Origin of the sequence: Mycoplana azooxidifex, assembly GCF_014196765.1 — a bacterium.
GTDB classification, from domain to species: domain Bacteria; phylum Pseudomonadota; class Alphaproteobacteria; order Rhizobiales; family Rhizobiaceae; genus Mycoplana; species Mycoplana azooxidifex.
This window is the reverse complement of the sequence record NZ_JACIEE010000002.1, coordinates 556,616-579,383: the sequence shown is the minus strand read 5'-3', so window position 1 is coordinate 579,383 and position 22,768 is coordinate 556,616. Positions and strand designations below refer to the sequence as shown.

Genomic DNA, 22,768 nt, shown 5'->3' with positions numbered 1-22,768 from the left:
TGCCGGATCGGGTCCGGCATGACGGTGGAGAAGGACGGCAACGGTCGATACTCCCGGGGCGGCAACGGCGGCCGATTCCGGACGAGCCGTCGCGGCGGCAGCCGGCTCCTGTCGTCTCAGACCAAACATCTTGATGCGCGACGCGCCTGTCTCTATCTCTGTCGTTCCGCCGCACCGGCCTCAATCGGAGTCACGCATGTCCGCCTTCAAGTCCCTGCCCATAGCCCCGATCGCCACGAAGAAGCCGGTGCAGGACACGCGCCACGGCATCACCCGCACCGACGACTACGCCTGGTTCCGCGCCGACAACTGGCAGGCGATGTTCAAGGACACCTCCATCCTCGACCCCGAGATCCGCGCGCACCTGGAGGCGGAGAATGCCTATATGGAAGCGGCGATGGAGGACACGAAGGACCTGCAGAAGCAGCTTTTCAAGGAGATGCGCGGGCGCATCAAGGAGGACGACAGCTCGGTGCCGGTCAAGGACGGTCCCTTTGCCTACGGCACGTCTTACGTCACCGGCGGCGAGCAGCCGCGCTTCTTCCGCACCCCGCGCGACGGCGGCGAGCAGACGCTGCTGCTCGACGGCGACAAGGAGGCCGGGGGCAAGGGCTATTTCCGGCTTTCCGGCATCGACCACAGCACGGACCACGCGCTCGGTATCTGGGGCTATGACGACAAGGGCTCGGAATATTTCACGCTGAGGGTGCGCGATCTGGCGACGCTTGCGGACCGTGCCGACGTCCTCGAAAACACCGGCGGCGGCGGCGTCTGGGCGCCGGACGGCAAGAGCTTCTTCTATACGCTGCAGGACGAGAACCACCGGCCGTCCAAGATCTTCCACCACATTCTCGGCGAACAGCAGGCGCAGGACCGGCTCGTCTACGAGGAGAAGGATCCGGGCTTCTTCCTGTCGGTCGGCGGCTCGCTGCTCGACGACTTCATCTACATCGACATCCACGACCACGAGACCAGCGAATACCGGCTGCTGTCGACGAAGGACCTGCTCGCCGAGCCGGCGATCGTATCGCCGCGGCAGACGGGGCTGGAATATTCGATGACGGAGGGCGGCGACGTCTTCTACATCCTGACCAATGCCGACGGCGCCAAGGACTTCAAGATCATGGAGGCGCCGGTGAACGCGCCGGGCCGCGAGAACTGGAAGGAAGTGGTGCCGCACCGGCCGGGCACGCTGATCCTCAATCATCTTGCGTTTGCCCGCCACCTCGTCTGGCTGGAGCGGAGCGAAGGGCTGCCGCGCATCATCGTGTGCGACCGCAAGAGCGGCGAGCAGCACGAGATCGCCTTTGCCGAGGAGGCCTATTCGCTGGGGCTTTCGGGAGCGGCCGAATACGACACCGACGTCATCCGCTTCACCTATTCCTCGATGACGACGCCGTCGCAACTGTTCGACTACGACATGGCGACGCGCAAGCGCACGCTGCTGAAGACGCAGGAGGTGCCGTCGGGCCACGTGATCGACGACTACGTCACCCGCCGCGTGTTCGCCCCCGCGTGGGACGGCGAGCGCGTGCCCATCACCCTGCTTTACCGCAAGGATACGCCGCTGGACGGCTCGGCACCGTGCCTGCTCTACGGCTACGGCGCCTACGGCATCTCCATCCCCGCCGGCTTCAACACCAACTGCCTGTCGCTCGCCGACCGTGGCTTTATCTATGCCATCGCCCATATCCGCGGCGGCAAGGAGAAGGGATACGCCTGGTACGAAGACGGCAAGATGGACAAGAAGACCAATACCTTCAAGGACTTCATCGCCGCGGCGGACTATTTGAATCAGGAGAGGTTCACCTCCTACGCGAAGATCGTCGCGGAAGGCGGCTCGGCCGGCGGCATGCTGATGGGGGCGATCGCCAACATGGCGCCGGAGAAATTCGGCGGCATCATCGCCGCCGTCCCCTTCGTCGACGTGCTCAACACCATGCTCGACGACACCCTGCCGCTGACGCCGCCGGAATGGGCCGAATGGGGCAACCCGATCGAGAGTGCGGAATTCTACAAGCTGATGGCGTCGTACTCGCCCTACGACAATGTCGAGGCGAAGGCCTATCCGCCGATCCTGGCGCTCTCCGGCCTGACCGACCCGCGCGTGACCTACTGGGAGCCGACCAAGTGGGTGGCCAAGCTGCGCGAGAAGGCGACCGGCAACCAGCCGATCCTGCTGCGCACCAACATGGGCGCCGGCCACGGCGGCGCCTCGGGCCGCTTCCAGCGCCTGGAGGAAATCGCCTTCGAGTATGCGTTCGCGATCAAGGTGGCGGGGAAGATGTGAGGATGGCCCCCACCTGAAAGCAGCTGGCCGGTCAAATTTGTGAGGTCTCGGTCTTGCCTTCTGCTGGACGCAGGGGCAAGGCGACCGAGCGCGGCAACCTCTGGCGAAGGGTGGCGGCGCGGAATCTCGATCGGTTCGGCGTGTGTATCGGGGCCAAGTTGGAACGTCTCGAAGACCTAGCGGACAGGTATGCATTGTCATGACGACGAAAAATAATCATTGAAATACTACCTATATTCTATTTCGTGACTCCGCTTTAAATCCCAAATATCAGGATCCTGAGTCTCAAGCATATCCTCGAACCAATTCCAGCCATACTTATTTATAAGAGAAACTTCGTTATCGGTAATCGGAACCAACAATACAAAAATCACAGGAGGCGTTGTGTTTCTAAATTCAGAAAAGCCATCATCAAAAGGGGTTGGATTGGTTGAATACAGTGCAGTTACCGTTGCCCCCTCAATCAGCGGATAACCCATATTAACGACCTCCCCACGCAAGAGAGCGTGGCCGCGTTTCTTGATTTTCTCTGCACAGTAAAGAAGAAATCTCGCGATGTCTTTTTCTGGAAATGACGTGCAAGCGGAAATAACAAGCTCCTGCCGAATTGTACGGGTCCCCTTCATAGCCAATATCATATCGTTCAATCCAAGGGTAGCGTAAGTCGTAGTACCTTGCTGAGGCTTGCCGTTGAAGCAAACCACCTGGATGGATTGCAGCTCGTCTTCGCCAGACCAACCATGCGCAATTTCCCCGAGGTATTGCTCAAGGTGTTCCGGAACAGAGCTTTTTTCAGAATCTTCCATTGTCAGACGGCGGTATCCACCATGCGGTCGATGCTGAGCTTCGCTTCGGCGAGGTCACGGCCCGGTTTGAAGAGGGCTTCGGTTTCGGCCTGCAGCGCGGCGATAGCCACGTCGTCGGAGGCGGCGGACGACGCGCCCACCCACAACAACACGAACGCGGTGAAAACGATGCGCCTCATCAAGCCCCCTGGATGATGCAACCAGCGGTAAATTCAAAGGCGACGTGAGTCAACGTCCGGATTCGGTGATCGTGAGTCCCCGCGGAACAGCATCCTGACGAAGGCGCGCAGGACAAGCAACTGGTCGGGCAGGCTCTTTGGCTCGCGCAGCGCCTTGGACATGACGATGCCGCCTTCGAGCACGGTGGAGACCATGTCGGCGAGCTGGTCGGGATCGAGGGGTTCGCGCGGCTCGTAGACGTCCATGATCTCCGTAAACATGGCCCTGAACCGGCTGCGCCATGCCAGTGCCGCCTGGCGGTTGATCTCCTGGATGCCGCGATCGAAGGCGCGCTCGTGCACGCACATGACGGCGACGAGGCAGCCGGGATGACCGTTCGGCAGGTCGGCGAGTTGCTCGGACAGGAGCTTCAGCCCGAGCAGAAACGCCTGCAGCGGATCGTCGGCCAGCTCGTGGGCGCGGCCGAAGATCTCGTCGTAGATGCGGTTGTCGTTTTCCAGGTAGCGCTCCAGCAGCGCCTTGGCCAACTCGTTCTTGTCGTGGAAATGATAGAAGAACCCGCTCTTGGTGATGCCGGTCTCGGTGATCAACTCCTCGATCGAGGTCGCACCGAAGCCCTTGGCGAGCACGGCGGCCTCTGCCACCTGCAGTATCCGTGCGCGCGTCTCGTCGCCCTTGCGCATGCGCAGCCTCCTGTACCGCCGGTACAGTTTTCGCCCTTCACGCCCCGCCAACGGCGTTAACATTGACGTGAAAGCGGGCGCCAAGCAATTGATTAATCGCTCATATGACGACTTCCTACTGGAGCTTGACCACGAGACGCCTAGTTTTACGGCCGAAAAACAGGCAAAAATCCACACGCGTTTCGGAAAATGTGGGAAATATCCTCAAGACGAAATCGCATTGAGGGAAAAAACAAAAACACTGCTCATGACATGGCTCTCATTTGGCGCGCCCGCAAGACCGCGCCCGCTCTGCAATTTTCCGGGACGGAAGTGTAACGAGTGGAGAAAGTTATGGCAAAGTACAGACATGGCCTGCCGCTGACGAAGGGGGGACGGTTCCTCACCGACGGCGGCATGGAGACGACGCTGATCTTCCACGAAGGCGTGGATCTGCCGCATTTCGCTTCTTTCGTGCTGATGGCCACCCCCGAGGGGCGGCGCAAGCTGAAGGACTACTACATCCGCTACCTCGAACTGGCCCGCAGCGCCGGCGTCGGCTTCGTGCTCGACACGCCGACCTGGCGGGCGAGCCCCGACTGGGCGGACAAGCTCGGCTACGACGCCGAGGCGCTCAGAGCTGTGAACGAAGAGGCGGTCGGCATGCTCGCCCAGCTTCGCGCACAATTTGAGCGGCCCGGCCAGCCGATCGTGCTGAACGGCGCCATCGGCCCGCGCGGCGACGGCTACAAGGCCGGCACCATGAACGCCGACGAGGCCGAGGCCTATCACCGGCCGCAGGTCGAGACCTTCGCCGCCACCGACGCCGACATGATCAGCGCGGTGACCCTGACCAACATCGACGAGGCGACCGGCATCGCGCGGGCGGCCCGAAAGGCCGCGATCCCCTGCGTGATCGCCTTCACCGTCGAGACGGACGGCAGGATCGTCACCGGCAAGACCCTGCAGGAGGCGATCGAGGCGGTGGACGCAGCCACCGGCGGCTATCCGCTGTTCTACATGATCAACTGCGCGCATCCGAGCCACTTCGAGGATGCGCTCGATCACGACAGCGGCTGGATCCGGCGGATCGGCGGCATCCGCGCCAACGCCTCGGCGCTGAGCCACCAGGAGCTCGACGAGAGCGAGACGCTGGACGCCGGCGACCCCGAAGACCTCGGCCGGCGCTACCGCGCGTTCGTCCATCGGATGCCGCAGTTGCGCGTTCTCGGCGGCTGCTGCGGCACCGACCATCGCCATGTCGGCGCCATCTGCCAGGCCTGCATGCCGCAGCCGGCCATGAGCGCCTGAGGAGGAAATCCTTGAGGAGATATCGTCATGTCGACGAAGGAGTATCAGTGCAGGGGCCCTAGCGACGCCGCGTGCAAGCGGCACGGCACCGGCCTGTTCGGGCGGCTGTTTTCCGGCTGGCTCGGACGATCCAACTACGACTGGGGCTGCGGCCCGATCGACCTTGCCGGATCGGAGGGCCTGGACGGCCACATCGCCCGGCGCGCCGACTTCCGCAACCCGAGCGGTTTCGGCCGCAACCGCCGCCACGGGCGGTGACCCGACACAGGCCAGCGGCCCGCCGAGAGGCGGGCCGCTCTTCTGCGCGTCATTCCACTTCGCTCGTCACCCCGGACTAGATCTAGGGACCAACGGCGTCGCGTCCACGGCGAGGGAAACGCTCTTTTCGCGCAAAGACTTGCGCGGACTGGATACCGGCTCGGAGGCCGGTATGACGGCGGGATTTGGAGGCCTGTTCGAGGACAGGGGCGCCCGGAGCGAGGCTTGGCCGGCAGTCTGGCAACCCGCGGAAAGGCAGGCCGGCATTCTGCGCGTCATTCCCTTCTCTCGTCACCCCGGACTAGATCCGGGGTCCAGCGGCGTCGCGTCCGCGGCGCAGGAAATGCTCTTTTCGCGCAAAGACTTGCGCGGGCTGGATACCGGCTCAAGGCCGGCATGACGGTCCCCTTTGGTGGCGTGTTCGAAGACAGGGGCGCCTGCTGACTGCACGGCCCTCACTCCGGCCAGGACTTTCGCTCGCCTCCCGCGTTCCTATCTAATAGTCTGAAGACGAGACGATGAGGAAAGCGAGCGAGCCATGACCGAGACGGCGACCCGACGAGACCGGATCGATGCGGCGCCGATCGCATTCGACAACAGCTATGCGCGGCTGCCGCAAAACTTCTTCGCCCGCGTCGAGCCGACGCCAGTGGCAGCGCCCAGGCTGGTGAAATTCAACCGGGCGCTGGCTGTGGAGATGGGCCTCGATGCCGACGCGCTGGAGGCGGACGGGGCGGCGATCTTCTCCGGCAACCGCATCCTGCCCGGCTCCGAGCCGATCGCCATGGCCTATGCCGGCCACCAGTTCGGCCAGTTCGTACCGCAACTCGGCGACGGGCGGGCGATCCTGCTCGGCGAAGTCGTGCGACCGGACGGGGCGCGGCGCGACATCCAGCTGAAGGGCTCGGGCCCTACCCCGTTCTCGCGGCGCGGCGACGGGCGGGCGGCGATCGGCCCGGTGTTGCGCGAATATATCGTCAGCGAAGCGATGGCGGCCCTCGGTATCCCAACCACCCGGGCGCTGGCGGCAGTGACCACGGGGCAGCCGGTCTACCGCGAGCGGGTCCTGCCCGGCGCGATCGTCACCCGCGTCGCCGCAAGCCATATCCGCGTCGGCACCTTCCAGTTCTTCGCCGCGCGCGGCGACACCGACAGCATCCGCACGCTCGCCGACCACGTGATCGACCGGCACTATCCGGAGCTGAAGGATGCGGACGGCCGATACCTGAAGCTTCTCGACGCGGTGGCGGCGCGGCAGGCGGCGCTGATCGCCCGCTGGCTCGGCGTCGGCTTCATCCACGGGGTGATGAACACCGACAATATGGCCGTGTCCGGCGAGACGATCGACTTCGGCCCCTGCGCCTTCATGGACACCTACGATCCGCGCACGGTGTTTTCTTCCATCGACCAGACCGGGCGCTATGCCTATGGCAACCAGCCGATGATCGGCCAGTGGAACATCGCCCGCTTCGCCGAGACCCTGCTTGCCCTCCTGCACGAGACGCCCGGCGAGGCGGTGGACCTCGCCAACGACGCGGTCGGCCGCTACATGGAGCGCTTCCAGGCGGAATGGAACGGCGTCGTCCGCGCCAAGCTGGGCCTTGAAGGGAACCCGGGCGGGGGCGAAAGCGATGCCGGGGACGGCGAGGACACCGAGATCGTCCGCGCCTTCCTGGCGTTGATGGCCGAACAAAAGGCCGACTTCACGCTGTCCTTCCGCAGGCTCTCGGACGCAGCCGCGGACGGGGATGCCGACCTCGCCTTCGCCGCGCTTATGGCCGATCCGCAGGCGGCAGCGCCCTTCCTCGCCCGCTGGCGCGCCCGGCTTTCGCGCGAGGCGCTTCCCGCAACCGAACAGGCCGCCGCCATGCGCGCCGTCAATCCCGCCTTCATCCCCCGCAACCACCGCATCGAGGAAGCGATCGCAGCCGCAGTCGAGGAACAGGACTTCTCGCTGTTCGAGGCGATGAACGACGCTCTCGCCCGCCCCTACGACGACCAGCCCACGCTCGCCGCCTTCGCCGAGCCGCCCAGGCCCGGCGAGGAAGTGCTGCAGACGTTCTGCGGGACGTGAGGGGGGTGGGGTTGGAGGGTGTCTCATACGGCGTGCAGGAATATGCAGGTCCGGCACGCCGTTGCCCCGTTTAACGGAGGCTTTGGCCACAGGGGGCATCCGGGGCCGCAGGCGGCGCTGCGGTGGTGAAACAGCGCCGCCTCTCGTCCGTTCAGTTGCCGGTCGGCACCGGTATGCTGAACCCATCCTTGTTCAGTTCATCCCGCAGCCACTGGAACTGCTGATAGCGGGAAATTTCTATCGGGCCGGAATAGCTCGCACTCTGGAGCTTGCGCGGCGGGTACTTGATGTAGGTCGCCATCAGTTGCTTGATGGCGTCGCCGATCGTCACCATCGTCCAGGTACGCTCGGTGTAGTTGTTCATGAAGATGTCGTAGCGTTCCTGGGGGTCCTGCCAGAGGTCGAAGACCTGCGGCACGGTCGCGACATACTTTGACGGGCCCTTCCATCCCAGATTGCTGTCGACGGCCAGGCCGCCGGTCGGCTGGCCGTCGTCGCCGCGCAGGTTGAACACGGCCTTGTAGTTGCCGACGCGGGCCGCGCCGGGAGACAGTTCGTTCTCGGTGAAATAGAACCATGAGGTTCGCTCCGACTTGCCGGTTCCGAGCAGGACCGGCGACATGTCGAAGCTGTCGAAGATGATCGGCTGGCCCTCGCGGTCCTTGTCGGGAAGGGCAACGCCGGCGATCGAAGCAAATGTCGCCATCAGATCGAGGCCGCCGACGATGTCGTGGTTCTTCGAGCCGGCCTTGATCTTGCCGGGCCAGACGGCGATGGCGGGGACGCGGTTGCCGCCCTCGCGAACCGTTCCCTTGGTGCCGCGAAACGGCGTATAGCCGGCGTCGGGATAAACGTCCTGCCAGGCGCCGTTGTCGGTCGTGTAGAAGACGAGCGTATTCCGGTCGAGGCCGGTCTCGCGAAGCTTGTCCATGATCCGGCCGATGCGGGTGTCCAGTTCGACGACGCTGTCGGCGTATTTCGACTTGGACATCGACTTGTGCACGAACTCCGGTGCCGGCATGTTCGGCTGGTGCACCTTCATGAAGTTGACGTCGATGAAGAAGGGCTTGTCGGATTTTGCAGCGGCGTCGAGAAAGTCGAGGGCCGCCTTCTCGACGTAACCGTCGAAGAAGGGGATGCCGACGACCCCCGGTGCCCCGTTGACCGTGGGCGTATCGACATACTGGCCGTTGATCTTGAATTCCTCCACCGCCTTCTCGCCGGCCTTGCCCGACAGCGCGCCCTTGGTCACCCTCTGGAACATCGCCCGCAGCTTCGGATCCATGTCGGGAAACCAGGTCGGGTCGCCGTAGGTGTATGCGTTGAGGTGATAGAGGCCGCAATACCGCATCACGTCGAAGCCCTGGGCGTTCGGCAACGCATAGTCCGCTTCGCCGAGATGCCATTTGCCGGTGAAATAGGTGTCGTATCCGCCGAGCTTCAGGACGGAAGCGAGCGTCCATTCGGCCGCGGGAAGGCCGCCGCCCTCCCCCTGAAAGGCCACCGTCGTCATGCCGCTCCGGTTCGGAATCCGCCCCGTGATCATGGCGGCACGACCCGGCGTGCAGCTCGGCTGAGCATAGAAATCGTAGAAGAGCATCCCGTCAGCCGCCAGCCTGTCGATGTTCGGCGTCGGCATCCCCCGCCCTTCGCCGCCGCCATAGGGGCCGAGATCGCCATAGCCGGTATCATCGGAGACGATCAGCAGGATGTTGGGTTTCGCCGGGGCCTGTTGCGCCTGCGCCGGGGCTGCCAGGGCCATGGCGAAGCCGAGCGCGGCAACGCACGACCCTAGCAGTTTCATTCGCACCGTCGCACGGTGCGCCGTATTCGATCGATCAGCTTTCTCCAGCATTGTCAGTGTCCTCCCTGCGATGAGCCATCGCGAAAATTGACTTGAGAAGAGACGCGCCGGCATCGGCTGGAAGCCGACGCGCAAAGCTATGCCTGACTGTTCGAGGCGGATTTCGATGCCCAAATGGTTGCAACGGCAGATGGCACATACCACTGGCGACTGCAGTGGCAAACGTGCGCCTTCCGGCGTGAATTCGCAAGCAGGCACGGCGCGCGTGATTTCTGCTGCGGGTGTGCTACGCTCTCCGACCAGGGAGACCGCAACCATGAAACCGGCGCGTGCGAAGATGCAACGACAAGCGCGCGTGGCGAATGGACAAGGTGTGAGCCCTCGGCGTGCCGCCGGCGGACACGGTCATTCTTCGAGGAGAACCCCACATGAACAGCTTCCTCTCCAGGTTAACCCCAAGCGTCGCAGCCTGCGCGCTTCTCGCCGCGGTCTACGCGGCGGCTCCGGTCCAGGCCGAAGACGTGATGAAGTCCGACATCCTGGATACATACACCATGAGTTCCGAGGCGGTGCAGCCGGACGCAACGACCACCGCAGCGACCAAGGCCGACTGCCTGCAGAAGGCGGAGATGGAAACGGACAGTGTGAAGAAGGCGGAGATGACGACGGCCTGCGACGCGATGCAGTGAAACGAGGCCTTCGCTATTCGCAGGTCACCGACCAGCATTGTTCGGGGGAACGTTGAGCGCATAGGTCCTGCTGCCTTCGAGGTGAGCTGGATGTGCGCGCACGTCCGCCTGCAATCGAGACGTTTGTGCAGCTCCGCGCCCCGGCATGTGTAAATCGGGTGGCTCCACCTTCCACTTCGTCGCTAGACACGACCATGACGCAATTCACAGGAGCGACGTCATGGAACTGGAAAGCAAGACGATCATCATCACCGGGGCGAGCAGCGGCATCGGTGCGGCGGCAGCGCTACTGTTTGCTGCCGAAGGCGCAAATGTGGTTCTCGGGGCTCGCCGGCCGGCGGAACTCGAAACGCTCGTGGAAAAGATCAATCGCGGCAACGGCCGGGCCGTATTCGTCGCCGGCGACGTCAAGGACGAGGGCTACGCCGAAGCCCTAGTCGCGCTTGCCACGAAGGAGTTCGGTGCGCTGGATGGCGCGTTCAACAACGCCGGCATCGTCGGAGCGATGCAGCCGACCCCCGACATGAGCGTCGGCAACTGGAACGACGTCATCTCGGTAAACCTGACGGCTGCGTTCCTGGCTGCGAAAGCCCAGATACCCGCGATGAGGAAGCAGGGAGGCGGCTCGATCGTCTTCACCTCCTCCTTCGTCGGCTTCAGCAATGGCGGCATGCCGGGGATGGGCGCCTATGCGGCCTCCAAGGCCGGATTGATCGGATTGGCGCAGTCGCTGGCTTCCGACCATGCCGCCGAGGGTATTCGCGTCAACGCGCTTTTGCCTGGTGGCACGATCACGCCGGCCGGAGGCGAGGGCAATCCGGATGCGTTAGCGTTCATCTCCAGCCTTCATCCGATGAAGCGAATGGCGAAAGCCGAGGAGATTGCGCAGGCCGCGGTCTTCCTGCTTTCCGATCGTTCGAGCTTCATGACAGGCAGCCCGATGATAGCGGACGGCGGAATGTCCGTTCGGCTGACATAGCTGCGGGGACATCGTATCGGATCCGCCGTGTCGGGATGGCGTCTCCCCGTTCGTCTTCAGGGAGAATAGTCACGGAGGACAGCGATGACGATCACCATTACCGCCTTTGAAAGCTCGCCCGATCGCGGTCGGGGGCTGGCGCGGGACATGCGCGTGCGCTGGGCGCTCGAGGAGGTGGGCCAGCCCTACGAGGTCCGCCTTCTCTCGTTCAAGGCGATGAAGGAACCGCCGCATCTGGCGCTTCAGCCTTTCGGGCAGATCCCGACCTATGAGGAGGGCGATCTTTCGCTGTTCGAGTCGGGCGCGATCGTGCTCCATATCGCGGAGCGCCATGCCGGCCTGCTCCCGGACGATGCCCATGCCCGGGCGCGCGCGATCATGTGGATCTTCGCCGCGCTCACCACGATGGAGCCGACGATCGTCGAGCGCGAGAGCGCGCGATACCTGGAGGGCGACCGGAGCTGGTACGAGGAGCGCCTGGCCCTCGTCGACGAACGCATCCGCAAGCGGCTCGGCGACCTTTCCAACCGGCTCGGCGACCGCGAATGGCTGGACGGTGCGTTCAGCGCCGGCGACCTCGAGATGGTGTCGGTACTGCTCCGGGCGAAGGGATCCGGCCTGCTGGAGGCCTATACGAACCTCGCAGCCTATGTCGCCCGCGGGCAAGCGCGGCCGGCCTACAAACGCGCCTTCGACGCCCAGCGCGCGGTCTTCCTCGCGGCGTCGTCCCGCTGAGAAGGGTCCGTCGGGCGCACCCGTTGATTGAACGGAAGCGAGCACTAGTTCTTCGTGGAAGGGGTTGACCGGCCTGATGTCCAGACCGGCGTATCCCGTGTCGCCACCTGCTCTTTTTGGAGAATGTCCATGCTCCTCATCCTCACCGCCATCCTGTTCGACATCATCGGCATCGTCCTGCTTGCGGGCGGTGGGTGGCTGGTGGCGCTGGGCGGCAGCCCCTATTACCTGGTGGCCGGGCTGTTCTTCCTGGCGACCGGGATCTTCCTGTTCCTGAAGCGGCCAGTGGCGATCTGGATCTATGCGGCCCTCATCCTCGGCTCGCTCGCCTGGGCGGTGTGGGAGGTCGGGTTCGACTGGTGGCAGCTCGGCCCGCGCGGGGGCATCATCGTGCTGCTCGGGCTGTGGCTGATGCTGCCGGCGATCCGCCGGCCGCTCGGCTTTTCAAGCCCGACCGGGCAGATCTACCCCGCCACATGGCTGCCGCTCGCGGTCGCCTGCGGCGTCGCCGTCGTGGTCGCGGCCTATGCGATGACCCGGGACGTGCGCGACATCCGCGGCAGCCTGCCGGTAGCGGCGATGAACGCCACGCCGGCGCTCGGCGGCGACGTGCCGCCCGGCGAGTGGCACCAGTACGGCCGCACGCCCTACGGCCAGCGCTATTCGCCGCTCGACCAGATCAACACCGGCAATGTCGGCACGCTGCAGGTCGCCTGGCAATACCAGACGGGCGACGTGAAGCTGCCGGACGACGTCGGCGAGACCACCTACCAGGTGACCCCGCTCAAGATCGGCGGCACGCTCTATCTCTGCACGCCGCACAACTGGGCGATCGCGCTCGACGCGGCGACGGGGCAGGAGAAGTGGAAGTTCGACAGCAATTCCGGCATGAACCCCGACCGCCAGCACCAGACCTGCCGCGGCGTCACCTACTGGAAGGACCCGGCGGCAGCGGCGGGTGCGCCTTGCGCCGAGCGCGTCTACCTGCCGACTTCCGACGCACGCCTGATCGCGCTCGATGCGGCGACGGGGACGGTCTGCACCGGCTTTGCCGACAACGGCGTGCTGCACCTGGAAACCGGCATGCAGTACAATCCGGCCGGCTACTATTACTCGACCTCGCCGCCGGTCGCCGTCGGCGGCAAGATCATCGTGGGCGGCGCGGTCAACGACAACTACTCGATCCACGAGCAATCGGGCGTGATCCGCGCCTTCGACATCGATACCGGCGCGCTATTGTGGAACTGGGACAGCGGCAATCCGGACATCACCACGCCGCTGCAGCCGGGGCAGACCTACACCACCAACTCGCCGAACAGCTGGTCGGTCTCCAGCTATGACGAGGCGCTCGGGCTGATCTACGTGCCGCTCGGCAACCAGGTGCCGGACCAGCTCGGCATGAACCGCAGCGACAACGTCGAGAAATACTCCTCCTCGATCGTCGCACTCGACATTCAGACCGGGCAGGTGCGCTGGGTGCGCCAGACCGTGCACCACGATCTGTGGGACATGGACGTTCCCGCCCAGCCCGCCCTGCTCGACATCACCAAGGAGGACGGCACGGTGGTGCCGGCGCTGGTCGGCCCGACCAAGCAGGGCGACATCTACGTGCTCGACCGGCGCACCGGCGAGCCGATCCTGCCGGTGACCGAGTTCCCTGCCCCCGCGGGCGCCATCCCGGAGGATTTCACCGCGCCGACGCAGCCCGTCTCGGACCTGACCTTCATGCCGGATCCCTTGACGGAAAAGGACATGTGGGGGGTGACGATGTTCGACCAGCTCGCCTGCCGCATCGACTTCCGCCGGCTGAAATACGAGGGGCGCTACACGCCGCCCTCGCTCGAGGGCACCCTCGTCTATCCCGGCAATTTCGGCGTGTTCAACTGGGGCTCCGTCGCGGTCGATCCCGAGCGGCAGGTCATGTTCGGCATGCCGACCTATCTCGCCTTCACCTCCCGGCTCGTGCCGCGCGACCAGATCCCACCGAAGGAGCAGGACGAGAAGGGCTCCGAGCAGGGGCTGAACCGCAACGAGGGCGCGCCCTACGGCGTCTTCATGGGTCCCTTCCTCGGGCCGCTGGCGATCCCCTGCCAGGCGCCGCCGTGGGGCTATGTCGCCGGCGCCGACCTGCGCACGGGCAAGATCGCCTACAAGCTGAAGAACGGCACGGTGCGCGACATGGCGCCGGTGCCGCTGCCGCTGAAGGTGGGCGTGCCCGGCATCGGCGGGCCGATCATCACCAAGGGCGGCGTCGCCTTCCTGGGGGCCGCCGTCGACGACTACCTGCGCGCCTATGACGTGACCACCGGCGACGAGCTCTGGCAGGCGCGTCTTCCCGCCGGCGGCCAGTCGACGCCGATGACCTATACGGTGGGCGACAAGCAGTACGTGCTGATCGTCGCCGGCGGGCACGGCTCGGTCGGCACCAAGCCGGGCGACTATGTGATCGCCTATACGCTGCCGTAGCCACAGCAAGGCTCGCATAAGCTGTGCAACCTAGCGTGCCCCCCGTTCCCGCGAAAATGCGCGGGAATCGCAACCAGACGATTGCGCGGGGCTCCCGCGCCACGGGGAGACATCCGATGAAGATCGACAGCGGCCGCCTGACGGCCTACGCCTATTCCTTCCAGCAACCGCGCAACTTCGCCAATGACGGCGACAGTTCCGGTTCCGGCCGCAATGCCTCTGTCGCCAGCGTAAGCGCGCCGACCGTCGGGCCTTCGCTCGGGACCTCGATCCTGGCCAGTTCGCTCTGGACGCTGGCGGCATCGCAGGACAGCAGCCTCGGCCCCAGCCCGCGCGAAGAATTCCTCGAATGGGCGGACATGGACCCGGCCGAGCGCCTGCGCGCGCAGATCCTGCAGTCGATGGGAATTTCCGAGGAGGACCTGGCGGCAATGTCGCCGGAAGAACGCGCGGCGGCCGAAGCCGACATCCGCGAGGCGATCAAGGAAAAGCTCGGCGTGACGGAAGCAGCCGCCGAGGCCGCGGACGACATCGCGGGCACCGATCTCTGACCGCGAAGGATGCGGTCCGAGGGCAAACGCATTGGAATGAAAACCCCTCCCCAACCCTCCCCCCAAGGGGGAGGGCTTAACCCGGCCGCACTGCCACGGTTCATAGGGGCGCCATAGTCGCTTGAGCCTCCCCGATTGAGGCAGGCAGGTGCCGCGAATTTTCTCCCCCCTTGTGGGGGAGATGCCCGGCAGGGCAGAGGGGGTAGCGCAACAGGCGATTGCGATCGGCCGCCTCCATGTCCGGAGCGATCCAGCGGAAATCGCCGACTTAAGAGAAAATTAACATGTAAACATTGCCTGTCGTCGCACATGGGGATAGTAGGGTGTCATCCGCTGAACCGGCGCTTTCCTGCCGGTTCCTGGCAGTTTGCGGACAACATCAACGACCGGGCCGGCCGGCAGCGCAGCCAAGCGCACGAAGGCCACCCCGCAGTTCCATGTGGATCCATCAATGACAGTTACAATTCGAGACGTCGGGGCACCGGCCGCACCGGACCAGCGTACGCGTCTGAAATCCATCATCGGCGGCTCCGCCGGCAACCTCGTGGAATGGTACGACTGGTACGTCTATTCCGCCTTCACGCTCTACTTCGCACCGGTGTTCTTTCCCTCCGGCGACCAGACGGCCGAACTCCTGAGCGCCGCTGCCGTCTTCGCGGTCGGCTTCCTGATGCGGCCGATCGGGGCCTGGTTCATGGGGATCTATGCCGACCGGCGCGGACGCAAGGCGGGCCTCACCCTGTCCGTCACGCTGATGTGCTTCGGTTCGCTGCTGATCGCAGTCACCCCCGGGCATGCGACGATCGGCGTGCTGGCGCCGGCCATCCTCGTCTTCGCGCGTCTCCTGCAGGGCATCAGCGTCGGCGGCGAATACGGCGCCAGCGCCACCTACCTTTCCGAAATGGCCGGCAAGAGCCGCCGCGGCTTCTTCTCGTCGTTCCAGTATGTCACGCTGATTTCCGGGCAGCTGCTGGCGCTTGCCGTGCTGCTGGTGCTGCAGCGGGTGCTGACGCCCGAGCAGCTGACGAGCTGGGGCTGGCGCATTCCGTTCGCCATCGGCGGGGTGCTGGCGATCGTGGTGTTCTACATCCGCCGCGGCCTGGCCGAGACCCAGTCGTTCGAGAACGCCAAGGCGGGCGGCACGCCGAAATCCTCGGGCTGGACGCTGTTTGCCAAATACCCGAAGCAGGCCTTCATGGTGCTGGCGCTGACCGCCGGCGGCACGCTGGCCTTCTATGCCTACACGACCTACCTGCAGAAATTCCTGGTCAACACCTCGGGCTTCAGCAAGGAGGTGGCGACGGAGATCACCACGGCGGCGCTGTTCATCTTCATGCTCTGCCAGCCCGTCGTCGGCGCGCTCTCCGACCGCATCGGCCGCAAGCCGATCATGATCGCCTTCGGCGTCGGGGGCGTCCTGTTCACCCACCTGATCTTCTCGACGCTCGCCGGTACCAGCGACCCCTATGTCGCCTTCGGCCTCGTGCTCGCCGGCCTTTTGATCGTCACCGGCTATACCTCGATCAACGCGGTGGTGAAGGCCGAGCTGTTTCCCGCCCATATCCGCGCGCTCGGCGTGGCGCTACCCTATGCGCTCGCCAACACCATCTTCGGCGGCACGGCGGAATGGGTGGCGCTGAAGTTCAAGCAGATCGGCCACGAAAGCTGGTTCTTCTGGTACGTGACGATCATGATCGGCCTGTCCCTGATCGTCTACATCCGCATGCGCGACACCCGCGACCACAGCCTGATCCACGAGGATTGAGGCGCCTGCGTCGGCGGTGCGGTTCGTACCGCCGGCGCTCACACACGGCTTCGCGCAAACGTTATGCGCCGGCGGCACCTACCCCCTCCGTCACGCCGGACTTGATCCGGCGTCCAGCCGCGCAAGTCCTTGCGCGAATGAATCACCTCCCGCGCCGCAGACGCGGCGCTGCTGGACGCCGGATCGGGTCCGGCGTGACGGCGGTGTATGTGGTGGCCGTCCACCGGGTGCCGCGGCAACGCTCGCGACTCGTATAAATCCCCGGCCTCCTCGCGATTTTCCCGATTGACATCCGCAGAGAAACGGAGAATATCGCCGCCATGATCACGAACGCACCCATCGCGCATACGTATTTTTGGCTGTTCCGATAGGAGCGGCCGTTTGATCATCATGTCAACAAGCCGCCATCAGGCGGCTTTGTTGTTTTAAGGCACCTGGTGGCACAAGAGACCCGAAGGAGCCTTGCAGTGAACGCCGTCATCAAGCTTGAAACACCGCCCGTCGAACGCCCTGCCGTGCTGACGATCCGCGCAGCCCGGCCCGGCGACCTGCGCCCGCTGCTCGACATGATCGCGCTGCATGCCGAATGCCATGGCGACGCCGCCCGGGTGACGGCGAACGACCTCGACCGCGACCTGTTCGGCACCTCGCCCTGGGTCACGGCCCTCGTCGCCGAAGCCGGCGGCCAGTTGATCGGCTATGCCATCCTCGTGCCGCTCTACCGGGCCATGGAAGGCCGCCGCGGCATGGAGCTGCACCAGATCTTCGTGCGCGAAGGGCACCGCGGCACCGGCATCGGCCGCCATCTCGTCGCCCGCGCCCGCGAACAGGCCCGCATCGCCGGCTGCTCCTACCTCTCGGTCAGCGCCGCCACCGGCAATTTCGGCGCGCACCGCTTCTACGAGGAGATGAACTTCCAGGCCGGCCCCGTCACCGGCATGCGCTACGTCCAGTCGCTGGCCTGATGCGTCGGTGCCGCGCCACGGCTCCGGCGCGGCACGCCCCAACTGCGCCTTCGGCTGCGGTCTTCCCAGATTCAGCGCGTCAATGCGCCGGGACCGCCTTCAGATAGGCGGCGATCGCCTCGCGGTCGGCGGCCGGCAGGCGGGCCATGTTCTTCTGCACCGCCACCATCGTGCCGCCCACCGAATCATAGTCCGGCGTGAAGCCCGTCTCTAGGTAGGAGGCGATGTCGCCGGCGCTCCAGTCCCCGATGCCGCCCTCGCCGGAGGTGATGTTCGGCACCCGCCCCTGTCCGCCCTCCGGGTTCGGCGCGCCGCCAAGCCATTGCGCCGTCTCGAGACCGCCCAGGGCCGTGCGCGGCGTGTGGCACTCGCCGCAGTGGCCGGGCCCCTCGACCAGATACTGGCCGCGCTCGATCTTGGCATCGGTATTGGCCAGCACCACGCGCGGTGCATCGTTCAGGTACAGGAACTTCCAGGCGCCCAGCAGCGGCCGCAGGCTGAACGGAAACGGCAGTTCGTGCGGTGGGGCGACGTTGTCGCTTGAAGGAAGCGTGCGCAGGTAGCCGTAGAGATCGTTGATGTCGCGCGGCGTCATCCGTGCGTAGGATGCATAGGGAAAGGCGGGATAGAGATGTTCGCCGCTCCGGCCGACGCCGCGCAGCATGGCGTCGCCGAATTCCTGCAGGGACCACGCGCCGATGCCGGCCTTGGGATCGGAGGAGATGTTGGGCGGATGGAACGTGCCGAACGGGCTTTTGAGCGGCGCTCCGCCGGCCAGGATAAGCCGGTTCGCGTCTGTCGCACCGGGGGCGGCATGACAGCTGGCACAGCCGCCTTCGGAGAAGACGCGCTCGCCGTTTCCGATATCCGGCTCGCCCAGCCCCTGCCAGCTGTCCGACGCGCTGCGCGCCGGTGCGGTGATCCAGGTGAAGGCGCCGAGGCCGGCAGCGCCGGCAACGAGCACGGCGGCCGCAAGTCTGCGAAGTTTCATAGTCTCGTCCCAGGTCTCATGATGCCGGCCCGCATGCTTGGCTAGCCGCGCATCCTAATCGTCGCACGGACGCGATAAAAGGCAACCTTTCCGGGGCTGCCCCGGAAAGGTCTCGGGCCTCTGGACCCGCGCTACTTCTTGATGCGGTAGGTCTCGTGACAGGCGCCGCAGTTCTTGCCGATCGGGCCGATCGCGGCTGCGACCGCGGCCTGGTCGCCCGGCAGGGCGGCGAGCGTCGCATCGACGTCCTTGCCGAGCTGTGCCGCCTTGGCGTGGAAGTCATCCGGGTTCTCCCAGATCTTCGGGCTCGCCTCGGTTTCGGCGCCGGTCTCGGAGCCGGCCGGGAACTGGTCTGGGAAGGTCTTGGAAACCTCGCTGATCGTCGCAAGCGAAACGCGCACCACCTCGGCGTCGTAGGGCTTCTCGCCCTTGGCGATGCCGGCGAGCGCGCCCATCGAGCGGCCGACGTCCTTCATCATCTGCTGGCGGGCGGCCTGCGGCTCCTGCGCCACCGCGACGCCTGTGGCAGCGGCGGCGCCAAGACAGAGAAAGGTGGCAGCAGTCATTGTCTTCAGGTTCATGGATCACTCCCGGTAAGATCTCGGGCCCGGCGGTTCCCCGCCCGGCCTAGGCGGCGGCATGATTGCATGCGGACGGCACAGTCCAAGTAACATTATTTTGAGCTGCGCCGATGCCGATGGGGGTGCCTCCCGCTTCCATCCGGGCATTCGGGACCACGCCCGGAATGCGGACCCGGCCGTCACACCGTGCCCCAGCCCCGCCACACCGTCACCACTGCGATCGCGACGAGCAGCACGCCCGCGGCGCGGCCGATGAAGCGCGTGGCGGCGGGGCTGCCTGTCAGCGCATCGCGGCTGCGGGCGGCGGCGAGCGCGAGGCCGCCATAGACGGCAAGCTGCGTGGCCCAGATCATCGCCAGCATGACGAGCGTCTGGCGCCAGAGCGAGCCGAATTCCGGGCGCAGGAACTGCGGGAAGACGGCCAGCATGAAGAGATAGGCCTTCGGGTTCATCAGGCTCGTCAGCGCGCCCTGGCGGAAGCGGGTCGCAAGGCCGCGCCGGTCGAGGCTGCCGACGGCATCGACGACGATCGAGGAGCGGAAGAGCTGCCAGCCGATGTAGGCGACATAGGCGGCGCCGGCGAGCAGCAGGCCATTGAAGAGGCCGGGCGCGAAATGCAGCAACATGCCGACGCCGAGTGCTGCATAGAGCGTGTGCACCAGCCCGCCGGCCATGATGCCGAAGGTCGCCGAGAGCCCCGCCCTGCGCCCGCCGGAGAGGGAACTGGCCAGAACGAAGACCATGTCCATGCCCGGCACGATGATGATGCCGGAGAGGAGCAGGAAGAAGAGCCAGAGGTTTTCGCTGTAGGTCATGTCAGTTGTCCATCGCCGATGCGCGCCCGGAAGCCCGATGCTTCCTTGTGTTTCAAGCGCTTGAAGCATGCTATAGCGAAGGCCAACTGACAGGGATGTGTCAGTTGTGACGGAGGAACTCATGCGCAAGGCTTCGCGGCTGTTCGAGATCATCCAGATCCTGCGCCTCGCCCGCCACCCGATAACGGCGGCCGAGATTGCCGGGCGGCTGGAGGTGACGGTGCGCTCGATCTACCGCGACATCGCCGCCCTGCAGGCGATGCGCGTGCCGGTGGAGGGCGAGCGGGGCATCGGCTATATCCTGCGCCCCGGCTTCGACCTGCCGCCGCTAATGTTCTCCATCGAGGAGACCGAGGCGATCGTGCTGGCGCTCGCGCTTCTGGAGCGCACGGGCGACGCGGACCTGAAGGCCGCCGCCCGCCGGGTCGGCGACAAGATCGCCGGCGCCGTGCCGCCGCCGCTGCGCCAGACGCTTTCCGCCCGCGCCCTGCACGCCTGGGGCACCACGCCGCGCCAGCCGGAAGGCATCGACCTTGCCACCGTGCGGCGCGCGATCCGCGACGAGGAAAAGCTCCTCATCGACTACCGGGACGAATATGGCCGCGCGAGCGAGCGCACCATCCGCCCCATCGCCCTCATCTACTATTCCGAAACGGCCAACATCGTCGCCTGGTGCGAACTGCGCGAAGCCATCCGCAACTTCCGCGCCGACCGGGTGGAGGCCTGCGCGGCGACGGGCGCGCATTTCCGTGGCGGGGGCGACACATTGCGGCAAGTGTGGATTTCCGGCTGGGCGGAGAACCAGCGGGAAGTGGGGTGACCACCTATTCCGGCCATTCCTCCGCCGGCCAGTTTCGCGCCGTATGAATGACACGAAGGATGAACACGGTCTCCCGACCATCCCTCGTCTCGATACTATAGGCGATCACATAGGGGAGCCCGTTCACAGATTTCTCATAGGTTCCACCGACCCGCCCCGGCCGACCGACAGGCCGTTCGCCGAGCATCGTGGCAGCCGCATCGATCCGTCCGACGACAGAGCGTGCGGCCGCCGGATCATCGCGCGCGATAGGACGTATCTGTTGCTTGAGGTCTTCGAGGGCGTGAAGCGACCAGCGAACGGGCCGCTTCACGACCGGGCGCGCTCAGCCATATCGACAATGGACGCCAGTTCGGACATGGCCTCGTCGTGAGCAACCGTCCGTCCGTGGCGCACGTCTTCCAGGCCCTGGTTGATGCCCTCGACGATCGCCAGCTCGCGGGCGACATAGGCCGAGACCGCCTCGGCGGCGAGAAAGGACCGGCTGCGCCGCGTATCCGCCGCCAGCCTGTCGAGTTTTTCCTTGAGATCCGCACTGACACGGATCGTCATCGTCGTGCTGGTCATGTCCGCCACCTGTGCTTGTTTGTGTACATCCTAGCACAGGCGCCGTTCACCACCAAGGCATAGAAAAACCCCGGCCGTCTCCAGCCAGGGTTTCATGAACTCGAAAGACCAGACGAACTACTTCGTGGCGGCTTCGTAGCGTTCCAGGACGTAGTCCCAGTTGATCAGGCTGTCGACGAAGGCTTCGAGGTACTTCGGGCGGGCGTTGCGGTAGTCGATGTAGTAGGAGTGTTCCCACACGTCGACGCCGAGGATCGGGGTGGCGCCGTGGACGAGCGGGTTTTCGCCGTTCGGAGTCTTGGAGATGGCGAGCTTGCCGTCCTTGACCGAGAGCCAGGCCCAGCCGGAGCCGAACTGGGTGGTGCCGGCGGCGATGAAATCGGTCTTGAACTTGTCATAGCCGCCGAGATCGCTGTCGATCGCCTTCTGCAACGCGCCCGGCAGGCTCTTGCCGCCGCCGCCCTTCTTCAGCCACTTCCAGAAATGGAGGTGGTTGTAGTGCTGGCCGGCATTGTTGAAGAGGCCCTGGTTGGTGCCGTAGGACTTCTTGACGATCTCTTCCACGGTCAGGTTGGAGAGACCGGCTTCCTCGGCAAGCTTGTTGCCGTTGTCGACATAGGCCTTGTGGTGCTTGTCGTGGTGGTACTCGAGCGTCTCGCGCGACATGTAGGGGGCAAGTGCATCGTAGTCGTAGGGAAGCGGCGGAAGTTCGAAGGCCATGGGTCGTCTCCTCTTAATCGCGGAATTTTAAAAAGAAATCCGTGGAGCGGAACATAGGGGGATGACCTGCCCCCGGCAACCGGCTGCATGCCAAAATTTGCGCTTGGTCAGGAAATTCCTTCCCCGCGCAAGTTGCGCACCCGCCTTGGAACCGCCGCGGGCTTCGGCCATTCCTGACCTTGCGTGATTCGCATCATGAAAGGCCTTGACCATGCACATTTCCCCCCTCCGCCCCTTTCTTCTCGCACTGCCGGTGGCTACTGCCCTCGCCTCGCCCGCGCTCGCCTCGTCCTCCGACGCGTGGGCGGAGTTCAAGGCCGACGTCGAGGCGAAATGCGTGGCGGCGCTGCCGGAGACGCTGAAGAACCAGACCGTGTTCGTCGACGAGACCGGCACGGAGGCCTACGGCGTGGCGCTGATCGCCGGCCGCTCTGAAAGCGAAAAGGCGCGCGTGACCTTCGCCTGCGTCTACGACAAGCAGGCCAAGACCGCGCAACTGACCGGGCCGATCGGCCGCGAGTTCGTGCGCGTGATCACCGACAAGCAGCGCGCGGCGATGGAGGAGCGGCGGAAGAAGAACGGGGCGGCGGACGACGACAACGGCGCTGAATGACGCTGACCACGGCTGTCCGCTCGGGATAACCCGTCATCCCGGCCCCCGAGCCGGGATCCAGCAGCGCCGCGTCTGCGGTGCGGAAAAAGCTTTATCGCGCAAGGACTTGCGCGGCTGGATGCCGGG

At 65.2% G+C, this 22,768-nt stretch carries 23 protein-coding genes; 13 read left to right on the top strand and 10 right to left on the bottom strand.

Going from position 1 to position 22,768, the window contains the following annotated elements:
* Positions 1-196: 196 nt before the first annotated feature.
* Positions 197-2,290: a S9 family peptidase gene (locus GGQ64_RS06170; protein WP_183800621.1), complete on the top strand. Its 2,094-nt coding sequence runs from the start codon at positions 197-199 to the stop codon at positions 2,288-2,290.
* Between the two features lie 227 nt (positions 2,291-2,517).
* Here GGQ64_RS06170 and GGQ64_RS06165 read toward each other — a convergent pair whose 3' ends face one another.
* The 3 genes from GGQ64_RS06165 to GGQ64_RS06155 are packed head-to-tail and all read right to left on the bottom strand — an operon-like array spanning position 2,518 to position 3,959.
* Positions 2,518-3,096, bottom strand: a complete 579-nt coding sequence (locus GGQ64_RS06165) for a suppressor of fused domain protein (protein WP_183800618.1) — start codon at positions 3,094-3,096, stop codon at positions 2,518-2,520.
* 2 nt (positions 3,097-3,098) lie between these two features.
* Positions 3,099-3,275: a hypothetical protein gene (locus GGQ64_RS06160; protein ID WP_183800615.1), complete on the bottom strand. Its 177-nt coding sequence runs from the start codon at positions 3,273-3,275 to the stop codon at positions 3,099-3,101.
* A gap of 33 nt (positions 3,276-3,308) precedes the next feature.
* The gene (locus GGQ64_RS06155) at positions 3,309-3,959 is read right to left on the bottom strand and encodes a TetR/AcrR family transcriptional regulator (protein ID WP_183800612.1); all 651 of its coding nucleotides are present in this window, start codon (positions 3,957-3,959) and stop codon (positions 3,309-3,311) included.
* Between the two features lie 333 nt (positions 3,960-4,292).
* On the opposite strand from GGQ64_RS06155, the gene GGQ64_RS06150 reads away from it, so the two are divergent.
* The 3 genes from GGQ64_RS06150 (at position 4,293) to GGQ64_RS06140 (ending at position 7,581) form a co-directional block, all read left to right on the top strand.
* Positions 4,293-5,249, top strand: a complete 957-nt coding sequence (locus GGQ64_RS06150; protein WP_183800609.1) for a homocysteine S-methyltransferase family protein — start codon at positions 4,293-4,295, stop codon at positions 5,247-5,249.
* Positions 5,250-5,276: 27 nt separating this feature from the next.
* Positions 5,277-5,507 (top strand): hypothetical protein, encoded by a 231-nt coding sequence (locus GGQ64_RS06145; protein ID WP_183800606.1) that lies wholly within the window; start codon positions 5,277-5,279, stop codon positions 5,505-5,507.
* 538 nt (positions 5,508-6,045) lie between these two features.
* Entirely contained in the window at positions 6,046-7,581 is a 1,536-nt protein-coding gene (locus GGQ64_RS06140) for a protein adenylyltransferase SelO (RefSeq protein WP_183800603.1), read from the top strand.
* A 151-nt stretch (positions 7,582-7,732) separates the two neighbouring features.
* Here the strand turns inward: GGQ64_RS06140 and GGQ64_RS06135 are convergent, their stop codons facing one another.
* The gene (locus tag GGQ64_RS06135) at positions 7,733-9,385 is read right to left on the bottom strand and encodes an arylsulfatase (RefSeq protein WP_183800600.1); all 1,653 of its coding nucleotides are present in this window, start codon (positions 9,383-9,385) and stop codon (positions 7,733-7,735) included.
* 428 nt (positions 9,386-9,813) lie between these two features.
* On the opposite strand from GGQ64_RS06135, the gene GGQ64_RS06130 reads away from it, so the two are divergent.
* From GGQ64_RS06130 to GGQ64_RS06100, 7 genes are all read left to right on the top strand, one after another.
* Entirely contained in the window at positions 9,814-10,074 is a 261-nt protein-coding gene (locus tag GGQ64_RS06130) for a hypothetical protein (protein ID WP_183800597.1), read from the top strand.
* A gap of 220 nt (positions 10,075-10,294) precedes the next feature.
* Positions 10,295-11,053: an SDR family oxidoreductase gene (locus tag GGQ64_RS06125; RefSeq protein ID WP_183800594.1), complete on the top strand. Its 759-nt coding sequence runs from the start codon at positions 10,295-10,297 to the stop codon at positions 11,051-11,053.
* A gap of 84 nt (positions 11,054-11,137) precedes the next feature.
* Positions 11,138-11,788 carry a glutathione S-transferase family protein gene (locus GGQ64_RS06120; protein ID WP_183800591.1) on the top strand — a complete coding sequence of 217 codons (651 nt, stop codon included), beginning with the start codon at positions 11,138-11,140 and terminating at the stop codon, positions 11,786-11,788.
* Between the two features lie 129 nt (positions 11,789-11,917).
* Positions 11,918-14,254, top strand: a complete 2,337-nt coding sequence (locus tag GGQ64_RS06115; RefSeq protein WP_183800588.1) for a glucose/quinate/shikimate family membrane-bound PQQ-dependent dehydrogenase — start codon at positions 11,918-11,920, stop codon at positions 14,252-14,254.
* Positions 14,255-14,370: 116 nt separating this feature from the next.
* On the top strand, positions 14,371-14,805 hold the full coding sequence (locus GGQ64_RS06110) for a hypothetical protein (RefSeq protein WP_183800585.1): 435 nt from the start codon (positions 14,371-14,373) through the stop codon (positions 14,803-14,805).
* A 451-nt stretch (positions 14,806-15,256) separates the two neighbouring features.
* Positions 15,257-16,570: an MFS transporter gene (locus GGQ64_RS06105; protein ID WP_183800582.1), complete on the top strand. Its 1,314-nt coding sequence runs from the start codon at positions 15,257-15,259 to the stop codon at positions 16,568-16,570.
* A gap of 467 nt (positions 16,571-17,037) precedes the next feature.
* The gene (locus GGQ64_RS06100; protein WP_343059427.1) at positions 17,038-17,535 is read left to right on the top strand and encodes a GNAT family N-acetyltransferase; all 498 of its coding nucleotides are present in this window, start codon (positions 17,038-17,040) and stop codon (positions 17,533-17,535) included.
* A gap of 79 nt (positions 17,536-17,614) precedes the next feature.
* On the opposite strand, the gene GGQ64_RS06095 is transcribed toward GGQ64_RS06100, so the two are convergent.
* The 3 genes from GGQ64_RS06095 to GGQ64_RS06085 all read right to left on the bottom strand — a co-directional run bounded on the left by GGQ64_RS06095 (position 17,615) and on the right by GGQ64_RS06085 (position 19,922).
* The gene (locus GGQ64_RS06095) at positions 17,615-18,526 is read right to left on the bottom strand and encodes a c-type cytochrome (RefSeq protein ID WP_183800579.1); all 912 of its coding nucleotides are present in this window, start codon (positions 18,524-18,526) and stop codon (positions 17,615-17,617) included.
* Between the two features lie 131 nt (positions 18,527-18,657).
* Positions 18,658-19,092: a c-type cytochrome gene (locus tag GGQ64_RS06090; protein ID WP_246422438.1), complete on the bottom strand. Its 435-nt coding sequence runs from the start codon at positions 19,090-19,092 to the stop codon at positions 18,658-18,660.
* A gap of 194 nt (positions 19,093-19,286) precedes the next feature.
* Positions 19,287-19,922 (bottom strand): LysE family translocator, encoded by a 636-nt coding sequence (locus GGQ64_RS06085; RefSeq protein WP_183800572.1) that lies wholly within the window; start codon positions 19,920-19,922, stop codon positions 19,287-19,289.
* A 121-nt stretch (positions 19,923-20,043) separates the two neighbouring features.
* Between GGQ64_RS06085 and GGQ64_RS06080 the strand changes: the two genes are divergently transcribed.
* Positions 20,044-20,742 (top strand): helix-turn-helix transcriptional regulator, encoded by a 699-nt coding sequence (locus GGQ64_RS06080; protein WP_183800569.1) that lies wholly within the window; start codon positions 20,044-20,046, stop codon positions 20,740-20,742.
* 4 nt (positions 20,743-20,746) lie between these two features.
* Here the strand turns inward: GGQ64_RS06080 and GGQ64_RS06075 are convergent, their stop codons facing one another.
* The 3 genes from GGQ64_RS06075 to GGQ64_RS06065 all read right to left on the bottom strand — a co-directional run bounded on the left by GGQ64_RS06075 (position 20,747) and on the right by GGQ64_RS06065 (position 22,029).
* Complete coding sequence (locus GGQ64_RS06075) at positions 20,747-21,055, bottom strand: type II toxin-antitoxin system RelE/ParE family toxin (RefSeq protein ID WP_183800566.1); 309 nt, start codon at positions 21,053-21,055, stop codon at positions 20,747-20,749.
* Positions 21,052-21,309 (bottom strand): CopG family ribbon-helix-helix protein, encoded by a 258-nt coding sequence (locus GGQ64_RS06070; protein WP_183800563.1) that lies wholly within the window; start codon positions 21,307-21,309, stop codon positions 21,052-21,054. Before GGQ64_RS06070 ends, GGQ64_RS06075 begins: the two co-directional genes overlap by 4 nt.
* A gap of 117 nt (positions 21,310-21,426) precedes the next feature.
* Positions 21,427-22,029: a superoxide dismutase gene (locus tag GGQ64_RS06065; RefSeq protein ID WP_183800561.1), complete on the bottom strand. Its 603-nt coding sequence runs from the start codon at positions 22,027-22,029 to the stop codon at positions 21,427-21,429.
* Positions 22,030-22,240: 211 nt separating this feature from the next.
* Between GGQ64_RS06065 and GGQ64_RS06060 the strand changes: the two genes are divergently transcribed.
* Positions 22,241-22,642, top strand: a complete 402-nt coding sequence (locus tag GGQ64_RS06060) for a hypothetical protein (RefSeq protein ID WP_183800557.1) — start codon at positions 22,241-22,243, stop codon at positions 22,640-22,642.
* The last annotated feature ends 126 nt before the right edge of the window (positions 22,643-22,768 follow it).

What these genes read in the sequence shown, in the direction of transcription:
- GGQ64_RS06060 (WP_183800557.1), top strand. Translation starts at nt 22,241, where the DNA reads ATGCACATTTCCCCCCTCCGCCCCTTTCTTCTCGCACTGCCGGTGGCT.
- GGQ64_RS06065 (WP_183800561.1), bottom strand. Translation starts at nt 22,029, where the DNA reads ATGGCCTTCGAACTTCCGCCGCTTCCCTACGACTACGATGCACTTGCC.
- GGQ64_RS06155 (WP_183800612.1), bottom strand. Translation starts at nt 3,959, where the DNA reads ATGCGCAAGGGCGACGAGACGCGCGCACGGATACTGCAGGTGGCAGAG.
- GGQ64_RS06170 (WP_183800621.1), top strand. Translation starts at nt 197, where the DNA reads ATGTCCGCCTTCAAGTCCCTGCCCATAGCCCCGATCGCCACGAAGAAG.
- GGQ64_RS06120 (WP_183800591.1), top strand. Translation starts at nt 11,138, where the DNA reads ATGACGATCACCATTACCGCCTTTGAAAGCTCGCCCGATCGCGGTCGG.
- GGQ64_RS06135 (WP_183800600.1), bottom strand. Translation starts at nt 9,385, where the DNA reads ATGAAACTGCTAGGGTCGTGCGTTGCCGCGCTCGGCTTCGCCATGGCC.
- GGQ64_RS06150 (WP_183800609.1), top strand. Translation starts at nt 4,293, where the DNA reads ATGGCAAAGTACAGACATGGCCTGCCGCTGACGAAGGGGGGACGGTTC.
- GGQ64_RS06085 (WP_183800572.1), bottom strand. Translation starts at nt 19,922, where the DNA reads ATGACCTACAGCGAAAACCTCTGGCTCTTCTTCCTGCTCCTCTCCGGC.
- GGQ64_RS06140 (WP_183800603.1), top strand. Translation starts at nt 6,046, where the DNA reads ATGACCGAGACGGCGACCCGACGAGACCGGATCGATGCGGCGCCGATC.
- GGQ64_RS06080 (WP_183800569.1), top strand. Translation starts at nt 20,044, where the DNA reads ATGCGCAAGGCTTCGCGGCTGTTCGAGATCATCCAGATCCTGCGCCTC.
- GGQ64_RS06165 (WP_183800618.1), bottom strand. Translation starts at nt 3,096, where the DNA reads ATGGAAGATTCTGAAAAAAGCTCTGTTCCGGAACACCTTGAGCAATAC.
- GGQ64_RS06160 (WP_183800615.1), bottom strand. Translation starts at nt 3,275, where the DNA reads ATGAGGCGCATCGTTTTCACCGCGTTCGTGTTGTTGTGGGTGGGCGCG.
- GGQ64_RS06130 (WP_183800597.1), top strand. Translation starts at nt 9,814, where the DNA reads ATGAACAGCTTCCTCTCCAGGTTAACCCCAAGCGTCGCAGCCTGCGCG.
- GGQ64_RS06125 (WP_183800594.1), top strand. Translation starts at nt 10,295, where the DNA reads ATGGAACTGGAAAGCAAGACGATCATCATCACCGGGGCGAGCAGCGGC.
- GGQ64_RS06090 (WP_246422438.1), bottom strand. Translation starts at nt 19,092, where the DNA reads ATGACTGCTGCCACCTTTCTCTGTCTTGGCGCCGCCGCTGCCACAGGC.
- GGQ64_RS06115 (WP_183800588.1), top strand. Translation starts at nt 11,918, where the DNA reads ATGCTCCTCATCCTCACCGCCATCCTGTTCGACATCATCGGCATCGTC.
- GGQ64_RS06095 (WP_183800579.1), bottom strand. Translation starts at nt 18,526, where the DNA reads ATGAAACTTCGCAGACTTGCGGCCGCCGTGCTCGTTGCCGGCGCTGCC.
- GGQ64_RS06110 (WP_183800585.1), top strand. Translation starts at nt 14,371, where the DNA reads ATGAAGATCGACAGCGGCCGCCTGACGGCCTACGCCTATTCCTTCCAG.
- GGQ64_RS06070 (WP_183800563.1), bottom strand. Translation starts at nt 21,309, where the DNA reads ATGACCAGCACGACGATGACGATCCGTGTCAGTGCGGATCTCAAGGAA.
- GGQ64_RS06145 (WP_183800606.1), top strand. Translation starts at nt 5,277, where the DNA reads ATGTCGACGAAGGAGTATCAGTGCAGGGGCCCTAGCGACGCCGCGTGC.
- GGQ64_RS06105 (WP_183800582.1), top strand. Translation starts at nt 15,257, where the DNA reads ATGACAGTTACAATTCGAGACGTCGGGGCACCGGCCGCACCGGACCAG.